The 19493-nt window shown below is 71.4% G+C and carries 13 protein-coding genes; 8 read left to right on the top strand and 5 right to left on the bottom strand.

What is annotated here, in order from left to right:
* Positions 1-125: 125 nt before the first annotated feature.
* Positions 126-1622 (top strand): RICIN domain-containing protein, encoded by a 1497-nt coding sequence (locus tag ACN27J_RS00960; protein ID WP_421362412.1) that lies wholly within the window; start codon positions 126-128, stop codon positions 1620-1622.
* A gap of 30 nt (positions 1623-1652) precedes the next feature.
* On the opposite strand, the gene ACN27J_RS00955 is transcribed toward ACN27J_RS00960, so the two are convergent.
* The gene (locus ACN27J_RS00955; protein ID WP_421362409.1) at positions 1653-3053 is read right to left on the bottom strand and encodes a short-chain fatty acyl-CoA regulator family protein; all 1401 of its coding nucleotides are present in this window, start codon (positions 3051-3053) and stop codon (positions 1653-1655) included.
* A 186-nt stretch (positions 3054-3239) separates the two neighbouring features.
* Here ACN27J_RS00955 and aceA point away from each other — a divergent pair, with 186 nt between their 5' ends.
* From aceA to ACN27J_RS00930, 5 genes are all read left to right on the top strand, one after another.
* Positions 3240-4577 (top strand): isocitrate lyase, encoded by a 1338-nt coding sequence (aceA, locus tag ACN27J_RS00950; RefSeq protein WP_421362406.1) that lies wholly within the window; start codon positions 3240-3242, stop codon positions 4575-4577.
* On the top strand, positions 4574-6178 hold the full coding sequence (gene aceB, locus ACN27J_RS00945) for a malate synthase A (protein WP_421362403.1): 1605 nt from the start codon (positions 4574-4576) through the stop codon (positions 6176-6178). Before aceA ends, aceB begins: the two co-directional genes overlap by 4 nt.
* Positions 6179-6446: 268 nt before the next feature.
* Positions 6447-7886 carry an exonuclease domain-containing protein gene (locus ACN27J_RS00940; protein ID WP_421362400.1) on the top strand — a complete coding sequence of 480 codons (1440 nt, stop codon included), beginning with the start codon at positions 6447-6449 and terminating at the stop codon, positions 7884-7886.
* Between the two features lie 337 nt (positions 7887-8223).
* Entirely contained in the window at positions 8224-9276 is a 1053-nt protein-coding gene (locus ACN27J_RS00935) for a patatin-like phospholipase family protein (protein WP_421362397.1), read from the top strand.
* Positions 9276-11837, top strand: coding sequence for a hypothetical protein (locus tag ACN27J_RS00930; protein ID WP_421362395.1), 2562 nt, complete (start codon positions 9276-9278; stop codon positions 11835-11837). Before ACN27J_RS00935 ends, ACN27J_RS00930 begins: the two co-directional genes overlap by 1 nt.
* A gap of 11 nt (positions 11838-11848) precedes the next feature.
* On the opposite strand, the gene ACN27J_RS00925 is transcribed toward ACN27J_RS00930, so the two are convergent.
* Genes ACN27J_RS00925 through trpB form a run of 3 tightly spaced genes read right to left on the bottom strand, consistent with a single transcriptional unit; the run spans position 11849 to position 14622 of the window.
* Positions 11849-12604, bottom strand: coding sequence for a GntR family transcriptional regulator (locus ACN27J_RS00925; RefSeq protein WP_421362392.1), 756 nt, complete (start codon positions 12602-12604; stop codon positions 11849-11851).
* Positions 12605-12625: 21 nt separating this feature from the next.
* Positions 12626-13432, bottom strand: coding sequence for a tryptophan synthase subunit alpha (gene trpA, locus ACN27J_RS00920; protein WP_421362389.1), 807 nt, complete (start codon positions 13430-13432; stop codon positions 12626-12628).
* A complete protein-coding gene (gene trpB, locus ACN27J_RS00915; protein ID WP_421372068.1) occupies positions 13429-14622 on the bottom strand; it encodes a tryptophan synthase subunit beta in 1194 nt (397 codons plus the stop codon). Before trpB ends, trpA begins: the two co-directional genes overlap by 4 nt.
* A 478-nt stretch (positions 14623-15100) precedes the next feature.
* On the opposite strand from trpB, the gene ACN27J_RS00910 reads away from it, so the two are divergent.
* Positions 15101-16453 carry a cellulose binding domain-containing protein gene (locus ACN27J_RS00910; RefSeq protein ID WP_421362386.1) on the top strand — a complete coding sequence of 451 codons (1353 nt, stop codon included), beginning with the start codon at positions 15101-15103 and terminating at the stop codon, positions 16451-16453.
* 71 nt (positions 16454-16524) lie between these two features.
* On the opposite strand, the gene ACN27J_RS00905 is transcribed toward ACN27J_RS00910, so the two are convergent.
* Entirely contained in the window at positions 16525-17403 is an 879-nt protein-coding gene (locus ACN27J_RS00905) for an alpha/beta fold hydrolase (RefSeq protein ID WP_421362383.1), read from the bottom strand.
* A gap of 108 nt (positions 17404-17511) precedes the next feature.
* On the opposite strand from ACN27J_RS00905, the gene ACN27J_RS00900 reads away from it, so the two are divergent.
* Positions 17512-19476: a BTAD domain-containing putative transcriptional regulator gene (locus ACN27J_RS00900; RefSeq protein WP_421362380.1), complete on the top strand. Its 1965-nt coding sequence runs from the start codon at positions 17512-17514 to the stop codon at positions 19474-19476.
* Positions 19477-19493: the final 17 nt, after the last annotated feature.

The following is a 19493-nucleotide window of genomic DNA, read 5'->3' as shown; positions in this document are numbered from 1 at the left end:
ACGATCCACAGGTGACCGGCGAACCATTGCATCGATTCATGTCGCTTTTACGCCTAGTCTGGATCGACACACGTGGTGCCGTACGTCCGCGACGCCACACCCAGCCACCCCGAAGGAGGCAGCCGATGCCTGCCGCACCCCGCCCCGGGGAACACCCCCGCCGTTGGCGGCGGCGCCTGGTCCGCACCGCCTGCGCCGCCCTGTCCGTCCCGCTCATGCTGGTCGCCGCGCTCGCGCTGGCCGCCCCACCGGCCGCCGCCGCACCGGTCACCGTCACCAATGCCACCCAGTTCACCGACACCACCGGCGCCGGCGTCCACGCCCACGGCGGCGGCATGATCAAGGTGGGCGGGTACTACTACTGGTTCGGTGAAAACCGCCACGACGACCACACCTTTCGGTACGTCTCCGTCTACCGGTCAACCGACCTGCGCACCTGGGAGTTGCGCAACCACGTGCTGCGGCAGTCCAGCAGCCCGGAGCTCGCCGTCGCCAACATCGAACGACCCAAGATCCTCTACAACCCGGCCACCGGCAAGTACGTGCTTTGGATGCACTGGGAGAACGGCGTCGACTACGGCCAGGCCCGGGTGGCGGTGGCCACCTCAGACACCGTCGACGGCAACTACACGTACCTGGGCAGTTTCCGGCCGCTCGGCTACGACTCACGGGACATGACCGTGTTCCGCGATGACGACGGCACCGCGTACCTGATCTCCTCGACCCGGGTCAACGCGGACCTGAACATCTACCGGCTGACCGCCGACTACACCGGCGTCGTCGCCCTGGTGCAGACCCTGTGGCCCGGCAACTACCGGGAGGCGCCGGCCATGTTCAAACGCAACGGGGTCTACTTCCTGGTCACCTCCGGCGCCACCGGCTGGCAGCCGAACCAGGCCCGGTACGCCACCGCTGCCAGCGTCACCGGCACCTGGACCGCGCCGACCGCGTTCGGCGACAGCATCACCTATGGCTCCCAGCCGGCCTACGTACTGCCGGTGCAGGGCACCGCCACGACCTCGTACCTGTACCTCGGTGACCGCTGGGCCAGCGCCTGGGGTGGCCGGGTCAACGAGTCCCGTTACGTCTGGCTGCCGCTGACCTTTCCGTCGAACACGTCGCTGAGCATGAGCTGGCATCCGCAGGTCAGCGTCGACACCGCCACCGGGCAGGTCACCGGCATCGGCGGCGGGTACGCCTACGAGACGCTGCGGGCCCGGCACAGCGGCAAGTGCCTCGACGTGCTCAACGAGTCTACTACGGACGGTGCCGGCGTCGCCCAGTACGGCTGCCACAACGGCGGCAACCAGCACTGGCAACTGCGTGACCTGGGCACCGGCTACCACCAGCTGGTGGCCCGGCACAGCGACCGCTGCCTGACCGTGTCGAACGGCGCCACCGCCGACCACACCGCCGTCGCCCAGTACGCCTGCCAGGCAGGCCGCACCGACCAGCAGTGGCAACTGGTCGACGCCGGCTCCGGCTACCAGCGGATCGTGGCCCGGCACAGCGGCAAGTGCCTCGACGTCGCCGGGTACTCCACCGCCGACAGCGCCCGGGTGATCCAGTACACCTGCGGCACCGGCGGCAACCAGCAGTGGCAGCGGGTCGGGGTCTCCTGAGTCTGCGCCGTGTCCGCTGCGGGACCGGAATCAGTCCCGCAGCGGGTACGGGATGAAGGTGCTGCGGTTCTCGTCGACGTCGAGCCGCCGGCTGATCGGTGGCGCGGCCCGCTGCGGGCAGGTCATCCGTTCGCAGGTCTTGCAGCCGGGGCCGATCGGGGTGGCGGCGTCGGCGGCCTGCAGGTCCATCCCGGCCGAGTAGACCAGCCGACCGGCGTGGCGGGTCTCGCAGCCCAGGCCGATCGCGTACACCTTGCCGGGTTGACCGTAGCCACCGTGGTGGCGGATGACGGTCCGGGCGATCCACAGGTAGCGCTGGCCGTCCGGCATCGCGGCGACCTGGGTGACCACCCGGCCCGGCGAGCCGAACGCCTCGTAGACGTTCCACAGCGGGCAGGTGCCGCCGGTACGGGAGAACGGGAACCCGGTCGCCGACTGACGCTTGGACATGTTGCCGGCCCGGTCGACCCGGACGAACGAGAACGGCACCCCGCGCGAGCGGGGCCGCTGCAGGGTGCTCAACCGGTGGCAGACCGTCTCCCAGCCCATCGCGAAGTGCTCGGTGAGCAGGTCGATGTCGTAGCGGCGGGTCTCGGCGGCGGTGAGGAACCGCTCGTACGGCAGGATCAGCGCGGCGGCGAAGTAGTTCGCCAGGCCGACCCGGGTGAGGATCTGCGTCTGGATGTCGCCGAACCCTTCCTCCTCGATGATCTCGTCGATCACGTCGGCGTACTCCAGCAGGGCGATCTGCGCGGCCATCCGGATCGCCTCCTGCCCGGGTCGCAGCGAGGTGGACAGGTGCAGGGTGCGGGTCTGCGGCCGGTAGCGGTGCAGCTCGCCGCCGAGGGAGTCGGCGTCGTCGCGGGAGATCCGTACGCCGTGCCGTTGCGCCAGCCGGTCCTGCAGCGCCGCCCGCGCCTCGCCCCGGCGGATGCCGATCTGGTCGGACAGCCGCTCGGCGGCCTCGTCGACCGCCGGGACGTAGTTCTGCCGCCGGTAGAAGAACTCGGTCACCTGGTCGTGTGGGCTGTGGCCGATCCGCTCCCGGTCGCCGACGAGCTCGGAGAGCTGCTCGTCGGCCTGCTGGTAGCGGCGGTGCAGGTCGAGCACGGCCTCGGCCACCTCGGGCAGCCGGGAAGCGAACTCGGTCAGGTCGCCGATGCCGGTGCGGGAGCCGAGCGCCTCACGCAGCCCGGCGACGAGTCGCGGGGTGTCGTGTGGGGCGAAGCTGGTCGGGTCGACACCGAAGACCTCGGTGATCCGCATCAGCACCGCGACGGTCAACGGCCGGGAATCGTGTTCGATCTGGTTGAGATAGCTCGCTGATATGTTGAGCTGCCGGGCCAACTCGGTCTGACTGATTCCCCGGTCCTCGCGCATCCGGCGCAGTCTGGCACCGGCGAAGGTCTTGGCGATCGCCCTCACCTCCACGCTCGTCTCCGCTGCGATCCGCCCACGTTAACACGCACCAGGCCAGCATTAGCAGGGCTGCGAAGAGGTGCTTTCGCAAGTTGGCAAAATGGGCCGACGACTTTTCAATAATTGGCTTCTTCCGTCTCTCGACCAGTCGACGACGGCATGTGACCGTTGGTCGCACGCCACCCGAAGGAGACGACGATGCACACCGCAGTGGAGACCGTGCCGGGCGCAGTGGATCAGTTGCGACACGAATGGGACACCGACCCGCGCTGGCACGGGGTGCGGCGCAGCTACCGCCCCGCCGACGTGGTGCGGCTGCGCGGCGCCATCACCGAGGAACACACCCTGGCCCGGCACGGGGCCCGGCGGCTGTGGCAGCTGCTGCACAGCGAGGACTACGTCCACGCCCTCGGCGCGCTCACCGGCAACCAGGCGGTGCAGATGGTCCGGGCCGGGCTGAAGGCGATCTACCTGTCCGGCTGGCAGGTGGCCGCCGACGCCAACCTTGCCGGGCACACCTACCCCGACCAGAGCCTCTACCCGGCGAACTCGGTGCCGGCGGTGGTCCGCCGGATCAACAACGCGCTGCTGCGGGCCGCGCAGATCAGCACCGCCGAGAGCGGCGCGGACGGCGCCGGACCCGACAGCGCCGGGCCGGGCGGCGCGGGCGGCCCGGCCACCGACTGGCTGGCCCCGATCGTGGCCGACGCCGAGGCCGGCTTCGGCGGCGTGCTCAACGCGTACGAGCTGATGACCGCGATGATCGCGGCCGGCGCGGCCGGGGTGCACTGGGAGGACCAGCTGGCCGCCGAGAAGAAGTGCGGCCACCTCGGCGGCAAGGTGCTGGTCCCGACCGGCGCGCACATCCGTACCCTCGAAGCCGCCCGGCTGGCCGCCGACGTGGCCGGCGTGCCGAGCGTGGTCATCGCCCGCACCGACGCGCAGGCCGCCACCCTGCTCACCACCGACATCGACGAACGGGACCGGCCGTTCGTCACCGGTGAGCGCACCGCCGAGGGCTTCTACCGGGTGCGCAACGGCATTGAGCCGTGCATCGCCCGGGGCCTGGCCTACGCGCCGCACGCCGACCTGCTGTGGATGGAGACCAGCACCCCGGACCTGGAGATCGCCCGCCGGTACGCGGAGGCGATCAAGCGCGAGTACCCGGACCAGCTGCTGGCGTACAACTGCTCGCCGTCGTTCAACTGGCGCAAGCACCTCGACGACGCGACCATCGGCAAGTTCCAGCGGGAGCTGGGCCACATGGGGTACAAGTTCCAGTTCATCACCCTGGCCGGCTTCCACGCGCTGAACTACTCGATGTTCGACCTGGCCCGCGGCTACGCCAGTGACGGGATGAGCGCCTACGTGTCGCTGCAGGAGCGCGAGTTCGCCGCCGAACCCGCCGGCTACACGGCGGTGAAACACCAGCGGGAAGTGGGTACCGGCTACTTCGACCTGATCTCGACGGTGCTCAACCCGGCCGGCGAGACCACCGCGCTGCGCGGCTCGACCGAGGAGGAGCAGTTCGCGTGAGGTACGAGATTCTCGGTCCGATGGCCGACCGGTTCGACGAGGTGCTCACCGCCGAGGCGCTGGAGTTCCTGATCGCCCTGGACGGCGAGTTCGCCGCCCGGCGGGTGGCGCTGCTGGACACCCGCCGCGCCCGGCGGGCCCGGTACGCCTCCGGCCAGCTGCCCGACTTCCTGCCGGAGACCGAACACATCCGCACCGACCCGACATGGCGGGTCGCCCCGCCCGCACCCGGGCTGCTCGACCGGCGGGTGGAGATCACCGGACCGACCGACCGGAAGATGACCGTCAACGCGCTGAACTCGGGCGCCAAGGTGTGGCTGGCCGACTTCGAGGACGCCACCAGCCCGACCTGGCGCAATGTGATCGGCGGGCAGCTGAACCTGATGGACGCCCTGGACCGGCGGATCGACTTCACCGACGAGCGCGGCAAGCGGTACGCGCTGGGCGACGACCTCGCGACGATCGTGGTCCGTCCGCGCGGCTGGCACCTGGTGGAGAAGGGCATCGTGGTGGACGGTCGGCCGATCTCGGCCAGCCTGGTCGACTTCGGGCTGTACTTCTTCCACTGCGCCCGCCGACAGCTCGACGCCGGTGCCGGGCCGTACTTCTACCTGCCGAAGTTGGAGAGCCACCGCGAGGCGCGGCTGTGGAACGACGTGTTCGTCCTCGCCCAGCGCCGGCTCGGCCTGCCACAGGGCACCATCCGGGCGACCACGCTGATCGAGACGATCACCGCCGCGTTCGAGATGGAGGAGATCCTGTACGAGCTGCGGGAGCACTCGGCCGGGTTGAACGCCGGCCGGTGGGACTACATCTTCAGCGTGATCAAGAACTTCGGGCAATGGCCGGACTTCGTGCTGCCGGACCGTGCCGAGGTGACCATGACGGTGCCGTTCATGCGGGCGTACACCGAACTGCTGGTGCGGACCTGCCACCGACGCGGCGCGCACGCCATCGGCGGGATGGCGGCCTTCATCCCCAGCCGGGACCCGCAGGTCAACGAGGCCGCGCTGGGCAAGGTGCGGGCGGACAAGCAACGCGAGGCCGGCGACGGCTTCGACGGTTCCTGGGTGGCCCACCCGGGCCTGGTGCCGACCTGCCGGGAGGTCTTCGACGCGGTGCTCGGCGAGCGTCCGCACCAGGTCGACCGGTTGCGCGAGGAGGTGGCGGTGACCGCGACCGAGCTGCTGGCGGTGGACAAGACGCCCGGCCAGGTGACGGTGGCCGGGGTGCGCGCGAACGTCGCGGTGGCGTTGCGGTACGTCGACGCCTGGCTGGGCGGTGCCGGTGCGGTGGCGCTGTGGAACCTGATGGAGGACGCGGCGACCGCCGAAATCGCCCGCTGTCAGGTCTGGCAGTGGCTGCACCACGGCACCCCGTTGGCCGACGGCGGGTGCGTGACCGAGGACCTGGTCCGGTCGCTGCTCGCCGAGGAGCTGGCCGACCTGGTCGACGGGCGGGACGGTCCGGACCGCGACCGCGCCGAGGGGGCGGCCCGGATCGTCGAGGAGACGGCGCTCGGCGAGGACCTGCCGGCGTTCTTCACCACCGAGGCGTACGCCCGGCACCTCTCCCCCGCCGGCGCGGTGGACCGGCGCTGACGCCACCCCCGCAGTCGTCGCGGGTCACCGACGCGCCGCCGGGTCCCGGCGGCGGACCGGCAGCTGGTACGGGCTCAACGGCGCGCCCGTACCGGCTGCCGGTGGACTTCTGTCCTCATCGGCCACCCGTCCGCCGGCCCGAGGTAGGCGGACGGGTGGCCCGGTCACCCCGTTCGTCGGGAATCGCACCGACCCCCCGCGCGTCGCGTTGCGGTCACCTCGAGTTCGCCGGAAACATGCGGCCCTTCTCCGACCGGAAGGAGCCGCAGTGGAGGTACTGAACAAGATCTGGCGACGTGTCAGCGGGAACGACCCGGCGCCGGACGGACGTCGACTCGGGCCCAACGCGACCGCTCTGGTTCCCCGGCCGCGCTCCGCGCCGTCCGCTGTCGGTTTCGCGGTGGTCGATGTCGAGACGACCGGCCTGTCCACGTCGCGGGACCGGGTGGTCGAGGTGGCCGTCGTCGCCACTGACCTGTCCGGGCAGATCGTCGACGAGTGGACGACGCTGGTCGACCCGCAGGGACCGGTCGGCGCCACCCGGATTCACGGCATCACCGCTGCGGAGGTCAGGCGAGCGCCACGGTTCGGCGAGATCATCGGGGAACTGAACGCCCGGTTCGCAGGCCGCGCCCTGGTTGCCCACAACGCGCGGTTCGACCTTGCCTTCCTCGCCAGCGAGTACGAAAGGGCAGGTTGGACGATACCCGCCTGCCCACATCTGTGCACTCTGGAAACGAGCTGGGCCTACCTCCCCGAGTTGCACCGTCGCAGGCTGGCCGACTGCTGCGAGCAGATCGGCGTACCGCTCACCGACGCACACTGCGCGCTGGCGGATGCCCGGGCAAGCGCCGCGCTGCTGCGGTCGTACCTTGCCAGCGACGCCGGCCACTCCGGGCGGCCTGGCCACATCCGGGTGCCCGCCAGTGCCGTTCACGTCGAGTGGCCGCAGATTCCACGACTGCCGGTCGAGGTGGCCCACCGGCGTGCGACCGGCCCTGCCGCCGTGCCGGCCCCACCCGGCGCGCTCGCCGCCCTGCTCGACGATCTGCCGATGTCGTCGGCCGTCGAGCCAGGTGTCGCCACGAGTACGACCGCGTACCTGGAACTGCTCGCCCAGGTGCTGGAGGACGGCGTGCTCACCGAGGACGAGGCCGCCGCCCTGGCCGACCTCGCCGGCGCCTACTCGCTCACCCGGCCCCAGGTCGAGGCCGCACACCGGGGGTTCCTGCTCGCGCTGGCGCACCGGGCGGTCGCCGACGGTACGGTCACCCGCGACGAACGGCAGGAACTGCTCGCTACCGCCGGGCACCTCGGGCTGCCGGAGAAGATCGTGAAGACCGTGCTGGACGACGCCCGGGCCGCCCTCGACGAACAGCGGGGGCAGCTCTGCCGCCCGCTCCCGACGAACTGGCCGCACGGCGAGCCGCTACGCCTCGGTGACGGCGTCGCCTTCACTGGTTGCGACGATCTGGTCCGCGCCCGCCTCGAAGGCCGGGCGAGAGCGGTCGGCCTGCGGGTCACCGGATCCGTGTCGGGCAGAACCGCGATCCTGGTCACCGACGGTTCGGCTCCGTCGACCAACAAGTCGGCGGCCGCCCGGCGGCTCGGCACCCGGATCGTGCACCCCGACGTCTTCGCTGAGCTGATCGAGTACGTTCAGCCTGCCACGACGCCGAACCGTTCCGGTCAGGCCGCAACGTCCTAGCTACGGCCGGCAGAGGCCAACCGGGACGCGGGCATCACCTCACCGGATCGGGGTACCTGTCGAGCTTGATGCCACAGGTGCATCAGCATGCACCTGTGGCATCAGGTCCCCGTCGGCGGATCATCAGAGTATTCTTCACGAAGGGGACGCCGAATTCGAAGATCAATTCCAGGGCGGCCTCACCTCGTCTCCGGTATCTGCGAATATTCGCGTTTGCCGAACAGATCCACCTACTGGCAACATCGATAGAGTGAGTCCATCGTCGATGGTGTCGCCCGCCGGTCTCCGTTTCGCCGAACCCGCCGGTCCACGTCTCGCCGAGAAGGTCGGCTGAGAGATGGGCGGGTCGCCGGACGCCATCGCCACCCAGCCCTGGGACGCCGAACACCCGGTACTGGAGATCATCCGGAAGCGGCGCGCCTCCGGCAGCCGGCCCGGTGCCCGCGATCACGGTGACACGGCGAAGGTCGGCCTCGCCGTCGAGGGTGGCGGGATGCGGGGAGTCGTCTCCGCCTCGATGCTCGCGGCACTGGAGGACCAGGGTTTCAGCGACGCGTTCGACGCGGTGTACGGATGCTCGTCCGGCGCGGTGAACAGCGCCTATTTCCTCGCCGGCGGGACCTGGTACCCCGTCTCGATCTACTACGACGATCTGACCAGCCGCCGATTCATCGACTTCGCCCGCGGCCTCCGTGGCGGGAACGTCCTCGATCTCGACTACGCGTTCGGCGAGGTCGTGGAGATCATCAAGCCGCTCGCCTATGATCGTGTTCTGGCGGCCGATACCCCACTTCATGTGGCTATTACCGATGTCGATGCCATTCGTACCCGGTTGATATCCGACTTCACCGACCGCACCGACCTCAAGGCCGCGCTGCTCGCCTCCGCCTGGCTGCCGATCGCCGTACGGGGAACGGCGCAGTTCCGGGGCTGGCGGGCCCTCGACGGTGGCGTGGTCACCGCCCTACCGTTCCGGCTTGCGCTGCGCGACGGATGCACCCACGTACTCTCCCTGAGCACCCGTCCCATGCGCAGCGGAAACGGCGGGCTCGGCCTGCAGCACCGGTACACCCACCGCTACCTGGAGAAGATCAAGAAAGGGCTGGGCACCGCCTACCTGGCGTCGGTCCGGCAACGGCTCCGCGACCAGGTCGACCTCACCGCCCGGCGCGACGTCGCGAGCCGCCTGGCGCCGTACGTCCTCGACCTCGCCCCGTTGCCGGAGGACACCGAGGTCAAGCGGCACGAACTGCGCTCGCACCTGCTGATCAGCGCGGCGCGCCGGGCGTACTCCCTGATGTACTGCGCGGTCGAGGGACGGCCGGCGGATCTGCTCCGGTCGGGGCGGCTGCACGCGGTGCCCCGCCTGATGGTCGTGGACCAGCGCTGATGGCCGCCCGGCCGACCCTCGATCAGTTGGTCGAGGAGCTCTCCCGACCGCCCGGCCCGGCTGGGCCGGACCTCGACCGGTTGGCGAAGCTGCTGCTGCCGGCCAGCGGTGCGACGGCCGCCGGAGAGACGGCGGGCGCACGGCGGACGACTGCGACGAACCGACCCACGGCCGACGACCTGGCCTCCTGGCGGGCTCTGCTGCGGGACGTTCCGTTCGACCGGCGGTCCTTCGACGACCGGTTCCGCCCGGGCAGCTGGACCGCAGTCCTCGACGGTCTGGCGCGGCACTGCGACCGGCTCGCCGACGGTGCCGCCGACCTTCCGGTACCGCGTCGGCAGACGGTCGGATTTCTGGCCCTGCTGCTGATCACCCTGACCGGCCTGGCCGAGTCGAGTGACCGCCGGACCGCCACCGCACCGGCCCGGGCGGGTGCCGTCGACGGCGACGCGCCCCCGCCCGGTCACGACTGTCCCGGCGTGTGCGGGCGCCTCGTCCGACAGCGGCCGGTACGGGAGACGATCCGCGAACTGTACCGACCGGTCGCCGGACCGCTGCCGGACGAGGGCGGTCAGGACGCCATCGCAGAGTCCGAGTGGGCCGACGGGATCGACTTCGACACCCTCGAGTTCCACGAACACGGCACCACCTCGATGATCCTGCGCGGGTCCGGCACCCGACGGGGCGGGCTGCGTCGACCGTTCGCTCTCAAGTTGATCCTCTACCCGTACCTGCGGATCCCGCGCATCGCGAGCACGACCAGGGCATACGCCGGGCTCTACGATCTCGCCGGTGTCCAGGCGGAACACCTGGTCGCGGTCTGGGCCAGCTCGCACAGCTGGATCCTGATGGACTTCGTCGCCGGGCGTGGGCTGCACGAGGTGTGGCGGGAGCGCACCGCGCGACGCCGTACCGCTCGACGCGTGCGGCCCGGACGGCGGGCGACTCCCGGCGACGATCAGGGCCTCGGTGAAGCCTCGGTCGACCGGTTCGTGCTCCTGGCGGACCTGCGGGACTACGGCACGGCTGCCTTCCTGGCGCTCGCGGAGCTCGACCGGTTCCTCAACGCCGACAACCACCCCGCCGAGCCGACCCGGCGGGGGCACGGCGACCTCGCTCCATCGAACATCATGGTGACCTACCGGGACGGCCGGCCCGTTTTCCGGTTGATCGACATCGGCGCGAACTACCTGTACACGTACGCCTTCGGCGCGCTCGAAGGCCCGGACGGACAGTTCGTCGCTCCCGAGGTCAAGGCCGATGGGACGGCCGGTGACAAGTCCGACGTCTACTCGCTGGGCAAGTTGCTGACCATGTTCGGTGGCGGGGAACCGGGCGATGTCGTTCCGGACGAGTTCTACGCCCACGCGCCGCTGCTGGCCCGGTTCATCGAGGACCTCATCGACACCCACCCGGACCACCGGCTGCTGCTGTTCTCTCCGGACGCCGCACCCACCGGGCAGCACGCCGCAAGCGACCAGGAACGGCGACCGGCACCGGAGATCTCCCGGTACGCCCGACTCCACGCCGCCTTCACCGCCGAACTCGACGCCGAGGCGGCCCGGACGCCGCCGACGGACGGCCACCTGGTCCGTGGCACCTGGGAGCTGTTCCAGACCCGGCTGACCCTCGGACTGTTCCGGCCGCTCGCCGGAGCCCCCGGCCAGTTGCGCCGCATCTACCGGACCCGCCGGGGTGAGCCGGGTGCCGCCAGTCGCTCGTCAGCCCTCGCGGCGGCCCGGTTGCTGGCCTGGTCCTGGCTCTCCTCGGTGGCCTGGGCGGTGACGTTCTCCATCACCCTGATCTGGATCGTCCGGCAGCTCGACTGGTCCTGGGGCAACCGGTTGGTGGAGGCGCTGCAACAGATGGTCGGTGGCTCGGAGGACCGTTTCCCGGTCCTCGACTCGCTGCGCGCTCCCGGATACTCGATGCCGGACATCGAGGCGAACGCGCCCGCCCTGCTGGTCGGTCTGACGTATGCGATGGTGTCCGCGAAGTACTACCACAACATCTTCGCCGGCATGAATCCGCTGGCCGCCGGCTGGCTGGCCGGCGGACTCACCATCCGAGCCGCCCTCGCCCAGTTCGCCATCCGGATACAGACGGTCACCGGTGCCGCGCTGGTGCTGCCGATCGTGCTCTACGACCCTCGGCTCTGGCCGATCAACAGCGCCATCGGCCAGAGCCTGTCACTGTTCACGAACAGCGCGACGCTCCTGTTCGCCCGGCGTGCCCTCACGGATGCGCGTCGACGGGGGTTGAGCACCGTGCCGTCGAGCGACGCGAAGGTCACCGGGCTCGCGTCGTTCGCGGAGTGGACGCCGACCTCGCTGTTCTACGCGGGGATCGTCTGGACGATCGGCCTCGCGGTCTACCAGGGCGCGCTGCAGGACGTGTACGTGTACGCCCTGTCCGTGGCGTCGATCAACCTCTTCCTCTTCTACATGATCAAGTGTGGGCGTGGGGCGGCCGAGGTCAGGACCGCGCTCACCCGGGCCACCGGGGCGGCCGAGCGACTACGGTGCCTCGCCCTCGCCCGCCGCGACGACCATCGACCTTAGCCGAGGTCGACTCAACCGGTCGCGCCCCAGCGCAGCGACAGACCGGTGACCGCCCGCTCGGTACGGATCTCCATCATGCTGCCGAGGATGGTGGCCCGGTCGACGACGACGGCGGTCGTGTCGACGGCGTAGGTGATCCGGTCGCTGACGAACACGGCGCTGCCGGCCGGTTCCTTCAGCAGGGGCGCGACGACGGAGTCGAGCAGACCGGGGTGAACTGTCTCGGTCGCCCTGGCGACCGAGATGCCGATGTCGGCGAGAGCGCCGTACAGCGACTCGGCGGTGAAGTCCCGGCCGCGAAGCCGGTCGGCGTGCGGTTGGCGTACCCAGGAGACCTGGTGGATCGCGGGGCGGCCGGCGAACTCACGCAGTCGCTCCAGCCGCAGCGCGTGCTCACCCGGCGCGATCCGCAACTGGGTGGCGGCGCGAGCCGACGCGCGCCGCACCGACCGGGCGAGCACGGTCGTGCGTACCGCGTGGCCCTGTCTGACCAGGTCGTCGGCGAAACTGTGCAGCGAGCCGAGTTCGTACGCCAGGTGCGGCGGGGCGACGAAGGTGCCCCGGCCGGGCTGTTGCACGATCAGCCCGTCGTCGCTGAGCCGGCGCAGGGCCTGGCGCAGGGTCATCAGGGTGACGCCGTAGGCCGCGCTCAGCTCACGTTGTGGGGGCAGCGCATCGCCGGCGGTGTACTCGCCGCCCCGGATCTTCGCCGCGAGGTCGGCGGCGATGGCCTGGTACCTCGGGGCGGGTCCAGGGCTCGCGGTCACGGTCGTCTCGCTCCTGCTCGGTCACGCTCTGGTCCACTGCCCACCGCCCGGAGGCAGGTCCTGGTCGAGGGCACGGCGCATCCGGGCGAGGTAGCTGCCGACATCGTACGGGCTGGCTCCGTCCAGCACCCGACGCATCAGCGCGGCTCCCACGACGACACCGTCGGCGGTGCGGGCGACGTGCGCGGCCTGCTCCGGAGTGGAGATGCCGAATCCCACCAGGACCGGCCGGTCCGTGGTGGGCCGTAGCCGGTCGACAAGTGCCCCGGCGGAGGCGGCGACCGTGGTCCGCTCACCGGTGGTGCCCATCACCGACACGGCGTAGACGAAGCCCCGGCTGCGCTCGGCGATCTGTGCCAGCCGGGGCGGCGGGGTCGTCGGGGCGGCCAGCAGGACCAGGTCAATGCCGGCGGAGGCGGCCGAGCCAGCCAACTCGTCGGCCTCGCCGAGCGGCAGGTCCGGCACGATCAGGCCGCTGACTCCGGCCTCGCGCAGCGCGGCACAGAACCGCTGAGGGCCGGCGTGCAGGATCAGGTTGTAGTAGGTGCTGGCAACCAGCGGCACGTCGGTCGCGGCACCGGCGAGGTCGTCGAGGATGCCCCGGGTCGTCGCCCCGCGCGCCAGCGCCCGGTGGGTCGCCTCCTGGATGGTGGCACCGTCCAGGGTGGGGTCGGAGAACGGCAGACCGACCTCGACCAGGTCGGCTCCGGCCTCGACGAAGGCCCGCAGCTGGTCGAGCCAGGTCGTGGTGATCCCACCGGTGACGTACGGCATCAGCAGTTTGCGCCCGGCTGCCCGGCGCCGCCGCAGCCGGTCTTCGAGCGTCATGCCGGGTCACCGGGGGTCGGCGTGCCCTTGCTGGTCGAGACGTCCTTGAGCGTCGAGACGTCCTTGTCGCCGCGCCCGGAGAGGGTGAGCAGGACGGTCGCGCCGGGCGGCAGTTCACCGGCGCCGGCCGCGCGGACCACCCAGGCGAGCGCGTGCGCCGATTCCAGAGCCGGGACGATTCCCTCAGTACGGGCCAACCGGACCACGGCGGCGGCCGCTTCGTCGTCGGTCACCGTCTCGTACCGGGCCCGACCAAGGTCACGCAGGTGGGCGTGCTCGGGCCCGACGCCCGGGTAGTCGAGTCCGGCGGCGATGGAGTGCGCCTCGACGATCTGCCCGGCGTCGTCCTGCAGGAACCGGGAGCGGCATCCATGCAGGACGCCGACCCGACCGAGCGTCGCACCGGCGCCACCGGCCGCCTCCACCCCGACCAGCCGGGCGGACGTGTCGACGAAACCGGCGAAGGTGCCGGCGGCGTTGGAGCCGCCGCCGACGCAGGCCACGACGTAGTCCGGCACCGCAGTGGCCAACTCGCGGGCGCACTGGCCGCGTGCCTCGTCGCCGATGACCCGTTGGAAGGTCCGCACCATCCACGGATACGGGTGCGGACCGATCACCGAGCCGGCGCAGTAGTGCGCCTCGTCGGTACGCCCGACCCAGTGGCGCATGGCCTCGCTGGTGGCGTCGGAGAGAGTGCGGCTGCCGGCGCCGACCGGGACCACCTCGGCACCGAGCAGTTGCATCCGGAACACGTTGAGCGCCTGCCGTTCAATGTCCCGCTCGCCCATGAAGACGGTGGCGCGCAGGCCCAGCAGCGCCGCTGCGGTGGCGGTGGCGACGCCGTGCTGCCCGGCGCCGGTCTCGGCGATCAGGTGCGACCGGCCCATCCGGCGGGCGAGCAGTGCCTGGCCGAGCACGTTGTTGATCTTGTGGGAACCGGTGTGGGTCAGGTCCTCCCGCTTGAGCATCAGGTGGACGCCGAGTTCCGCTGACAGGCGTAGCGCCGGCGTGAGCGGCGTCGGACGGCCGACGTGCACCGCCAGCAGGCCGGTGAGGCTGTCCCGGAACTCCGGGTCCGACCATGCCTGCCGGAACGCCTCCGCCACCTGCCGGCAGGTCTCGACCAGCGACTCCGGCACGTACCCGCCGCCGTAGTGGCCGAACCGTCCGGTCGGACCGGGGTCACCCATCCCGGCAGTCCTGGACCTCTGCAGTACGTCGGTCACGATGCCACACCTCTCCGTCTGTCAGCCGTCCGAGTCATCCTCGGCAGCTCTATAACTATCACGACCTGTTCTAGAACTCTAGGCAGTTTGCCACGGCGCTGCGCCCGGGGCGGTCGCTGTTACCGCTCACAACGCCCCCGCTCGACGGACCGACCCGATCGGGCGGACGGCCGGCGAGCTCCCGACCCTCTTGGGCCGATCTCGGCCGACACGACTTGACGACCACCTTGTTATCGATCACAATCGATGCCTTGGGTGACACCTGCGACTCACCGGGCGGGCCGCTGGTCGAACCCCCAGATCGGGTCGTCCGCCCAGGGCATGCCGAGCGCCGAGCCGGGATCCGGCCAACGCCCGAGCCGGCGGAGACGACCAACCGATACGTCGATCGCATGTGCCAGCGTGCGCATCCCACCTGTGCCATGAATCCAAGGAAGTGGCAATGTCAGGAACTCGATTCTTTCCCGGACCTCTCCTGCTCGCGGCGTTTGTCGCGGTGGCTGCGGCCGGCACGACACTCGGCCGCGGCTTCGACAGCGCAGATCTCGACAGCACCAGCACGACAGTGGGCGCCGGCGCGGTGTCCGCCACGGACGTCGGCGCTGCCGCGGCGAGCGCCGGATGCGGCCGGACACCGACACTGGGTAACGGCACCCACACGGTCCAGAGCAGCGGCCGCAGCCGCAGCTTCATCCTGCGACTGCCCGCCAACTACGACAACACCCGTCAGTACCGGCTGATCATCGCGTACCACTGGCGCGGCGGCACCGCCAACGACGTCAACTCAGGTGGCAGCAGCGGCGCCGCCTGGGCCTACTACGGCCAGCAGCAACTGTCGAACAACAGCGCGATCCTGGTCGCTCCGCAGGGGATCGACAACGGCTGGGCGAACCCCGGTGGCCAGGACGTCACCTTCTTCGACGACATGATCCGGCGGATCGAGAGCGACCTCTGCGTGGACACCACCCAGCGCTTCGCCCTCGGCTTCAGCTGGGGCGGCGGGATGAGCTATGCGCTCGCCTGCGCCCGGCCGAACGAGATCCGGGCCGTGGCGGTCATCTCCGGCGGGCTGATCAGCGGGTGCAGCGGTGGCACCCAGCCGGTCGCGTACTTCGGACTGCACGGCATCACTGACAACGTCCTGCCGATCTCCATGGGACGGTCACTGCGCGACACGTTCGTCCGCAACAACGGCTGCACGCAGCAGAGCCCCCGGGAGCCCGCGCAGGGCAGCCGGGCACACATCACCACCGCCTACCAGGGCTGCCGCTCCGGATACCCGGTGCAGTGGGCCGCGTACGACAACGGGCACACCCCCGGCCCGGTCGACGGCACCTACACCGAGAGCGGCGTCAACACCTGGACCAAGGGCGAGATCTGGCAGTTCTTCTCCCAGTTCCAGGGCGGCCAACCGAACCCGACCACGCCGCCGCCCGGCCCGACCACGCCGCCGCCCGGCCCCACCACTCCCCCGCCGGGCCCGACCACGCCGCCGCCGGGCAACGGTGGCTGCACCGCGACCGTCTCGCTGAACTCCTGGACCGGCGGCTTTGTCGCCACCATCCGCATCACCGCCGGCTCCGCCGGCACCAACGGGTGGACCGTCACCATGACCCTGCCCGGCGGGGCCAGCGTCACCAACACCTGGAACGCCAGCGCCAGCGGGAGCACCGGCACCGTCCGGTTCACCAACGTCAGTTACAACGGCCGGCTCAACCCCGGCCAGGTCACCGAATTCGGCTTCCAGGGCAACGGCAGCGGAACCGGCATGACCCCCACCTGCACCGCGAACTGAACCACCGCTGGCCCGGCCCCGACCCGTCCCGGGGCCGGGCCAGCGGTCCGTCCGCCGGCGCATGAGCGGCGCTAGCGGTCAAGCAGCGAACGCAGCACCTTGATGATCTCCTCCGGTGCCTCCTCGGCCATGAAGTGTCCGGCCGAGGTGGTGCGGTGCTCCAGGTCATCGGCCCAGGTACGCCACAGCGCGGCGGCGTCGAACCCGAGTGCGGCACCCCAGTCCTGCTGCACCACGGTGACCGGCATGACCAGCCGGTTACCGGCCGCCCGGTCGGCCCGGTCGTGTTCGATGTCGATGTCGGCCGAGGCCCGGTAGTCGGCGACGATCGAGGTGACCGCCTCGCGCGAGGCGCGCAGGTACTCCGCCCGTACGTCGGCGGGGATGGCCTGCGGGTCGCGGGTCCACAGGTCGAGGAAGTAACCGAAGAAGGCGTCCGCGCTGGCACCGATCATCTGCTCGGGCAGGCCGGGTGGCTGGGCCATCAGGTACAGGTGGAACGCGACCGCGGCGGTGGCGCCGTGCAGGACATCCCACATGTCCAGGGTCGGCAGCACGTCGAGCGAGGCCAGGTGGCTGATCCGGGTGGGATGGTCCAGGCCGGCGCGGATGGCGACCAGGGCGCCGCGGTCGTGGCCGGCCAGGGCGAAGCGTTCGTGGCCGAGCTCGCCGGCGAGCGCGACGATGTCGGCGGCCATGGTCCGCTTCGAGTACGTGTCCCGGTCGACCGCCTCGGGTTTGTCACTCGCGCCGTAGCCGCGCAGGTCCGGCACGATCACCGTGTGGTCGGCGGCCAGGTCAGCGGCGACGTGCCGCCACATGGCGTGGGTCTGCGGAAAGCCGTGCAGCAGCACGATCGGGCGGCCCGTACCGCTGACCGCCACGTTCAGTGCCACGTCGCCGTCGACCGCGACCCGCCGGTAGTCGAAGCCGGGGATGGCAAATGTCATGATCGTACCCTTTCTTCTGGTCGGTGCCGGAATCCAGCGTGCCGGGCCCGGATGAGCAACCGATGAGCGCGATACGTTGAGCGCAGGCGCAGAAGGGCGGTCCGGTCAGTGCAGGTCAGCTTCGGTGTCCTCGGCCCGGTCGTCGCCTGGGACGACGTCGGCGCGCCGATCGACCTGAAAGGGCCGAAGCACCGGGCGGTGCTCGCCCGGCTCGTCGTCGCCCGGGGCCGGGTCGTCCCGGTCGACCGTCTCGTCGAAGACCTGTGGCCGGAGCCCGCCCCGGGCGCGGTGAGCGCCGTACGAACCTTCGTCGCGGCGTTGCGGCGCGCGCTGGAGCCGCAGCGTCCGCCGCGATCGGCGGCCCGGTTGCTGGTCACCGAGGGCCCGGGGTACGCGCTGCGGCCGGCGCCGGAGACGGTCGACGCCTGGCGGTTCGAGGACACGGTCGCTGCCACGCCCTCGGCTGCCCCACACCCGGCGCTCGACCAGCTCGATCGTGCGCTGAGCTGGTGGCGCGGGCCCGCGTACGCCGGATTCGACGACGAGCCGTGGGCGCAGGTCGAGCGTTCCCGTCTCGATCAGCTCCGGCTCAACGCCGTCGAGCAGCGGGCCGAGGCGCTGCTGGGCCTCGGGCGGGCCGCCGACGCCGTACCGGATCTCGACGCCCACGTGGCCGGGCATCCGTGGCGGGAGGAGGCGTGGCGGCTGCTGGCACTCGCGCTGTACCGGGCCGGCCGCCAAGGCGATGCGCTCGCCGTCCTGCGCCGGGCCCGCCGGCTGCTGCTCGACGAGCTGGGCATCGATCCGGGCCCGCGACTGCGGCACCTGGAGGCCGACATCCTGCGCCAGACCGAACGGCTCGACAACGGTCCGGGGCCGGCCGCGCCGGAACGGCTCTGGGCGGAGGCCACGGCGGCGTACGACCGGAGCGTGCCGTCCGCTTCCAAAGCCCGGCTGGAGTCGACGGTCGGTCTGCTGCGCAGTCTCGCCGTGACCGGGGCGAGCGGTCTCGAAGCGGCACGGGAACAGCGGATCACGGCCATCACCGTGGCCGAGCAGTTGGCCGACCCCGAGCTCGCCGCCCGGGTGATCGGCGGGTACGACGTACCCGCGATCTGGACCCGGCCCGACGACCCGGCGCAGGCGGCGCAGATCGTCGCGGCCGCCGAACGGGCCCTGGCCGCCGCTGGTCCCGGCCTGTCTGACGCCACCCGGGCCCGGCTGCTGGCCACGGTCGCGGTGGAGTCACGCGGCACGCATGCGGCACGCGGACCCGAGGCGGCCCGGGAGGCGGAGCGGATCGCGCGCCGGCTGGGCGACCCGACCCTGCTGGCCTTCGCGCTCAACGGCGTGTTCATGCAGACCTTCCACCGGACCGGTCTGGCCGCCGAGCGGGACGAGATCGGCGCCGAACTGGTCGCGCTCTGCTCCCGGCACGGTCTGGCGACGTACGAGATCCTCGGTCATCTCGTCCGGTTGCAGGCCCGCAGCGGGCTTGCCGACTTCGCCGCCGCCGACCGGCACGCCGCCGCCGCGGACCGGCTCGGGCAGCGGCACGACAGACCGCTGGTCGGGGTGTTCACCGGGTGGTACCGGGCGCTGCGGCTGGCCGCGACCGGGTCGCCGTCGGCCGCCGCCGAGGCCGCCTACCGCGACGCGGCGGCGCGGCTCGCCACCGCCGGCATGCCCGGCGTCGAGCAGGGCCTGCTCCCGCTGGCGCTGCTGTGCCTGCGGGTCTGGCACGGCGAGGCGATCCGCTTCGACGACGACACCGACTGGGGTCCCTACCGGCACTGGGCGCGCCCGCTCCTGCTGCTGGTGCGGGACCGGCCGGCCGAGGCCGCGACGGCGCTGCGGCAGACCCCGGACCCACCGCGCGACCTGCTGACCGAGGCGCTGTGGTGCCTCACCGCGCGGGCCGCGATCGCCCTCGACGACCGTACAGCGATGCGCCGCGCCCGAACCGCACTCGCACCGGCCGTCGGCGAGCTGGCCGGGGCCGGCAGCGGCATGCTCACCGTCGGCCCGGTCGCCCGTCACCTCGACGACCTCGACGCGGCGCTCGGTCGGTGAGACGCTCCCGGCGTGAC

Source organism: Solwaraspora sp. WMMB762 (assembly GCF_049179115.1).
Lineage (GTDB): Bacteria > Actinomycetota > Actinomycetes > Mycobacteriales > Micromonosporaceae > Micromonospora_E.
This window is presented reverse-complemented; position numbering and strand designations above follow the sequence as displayed.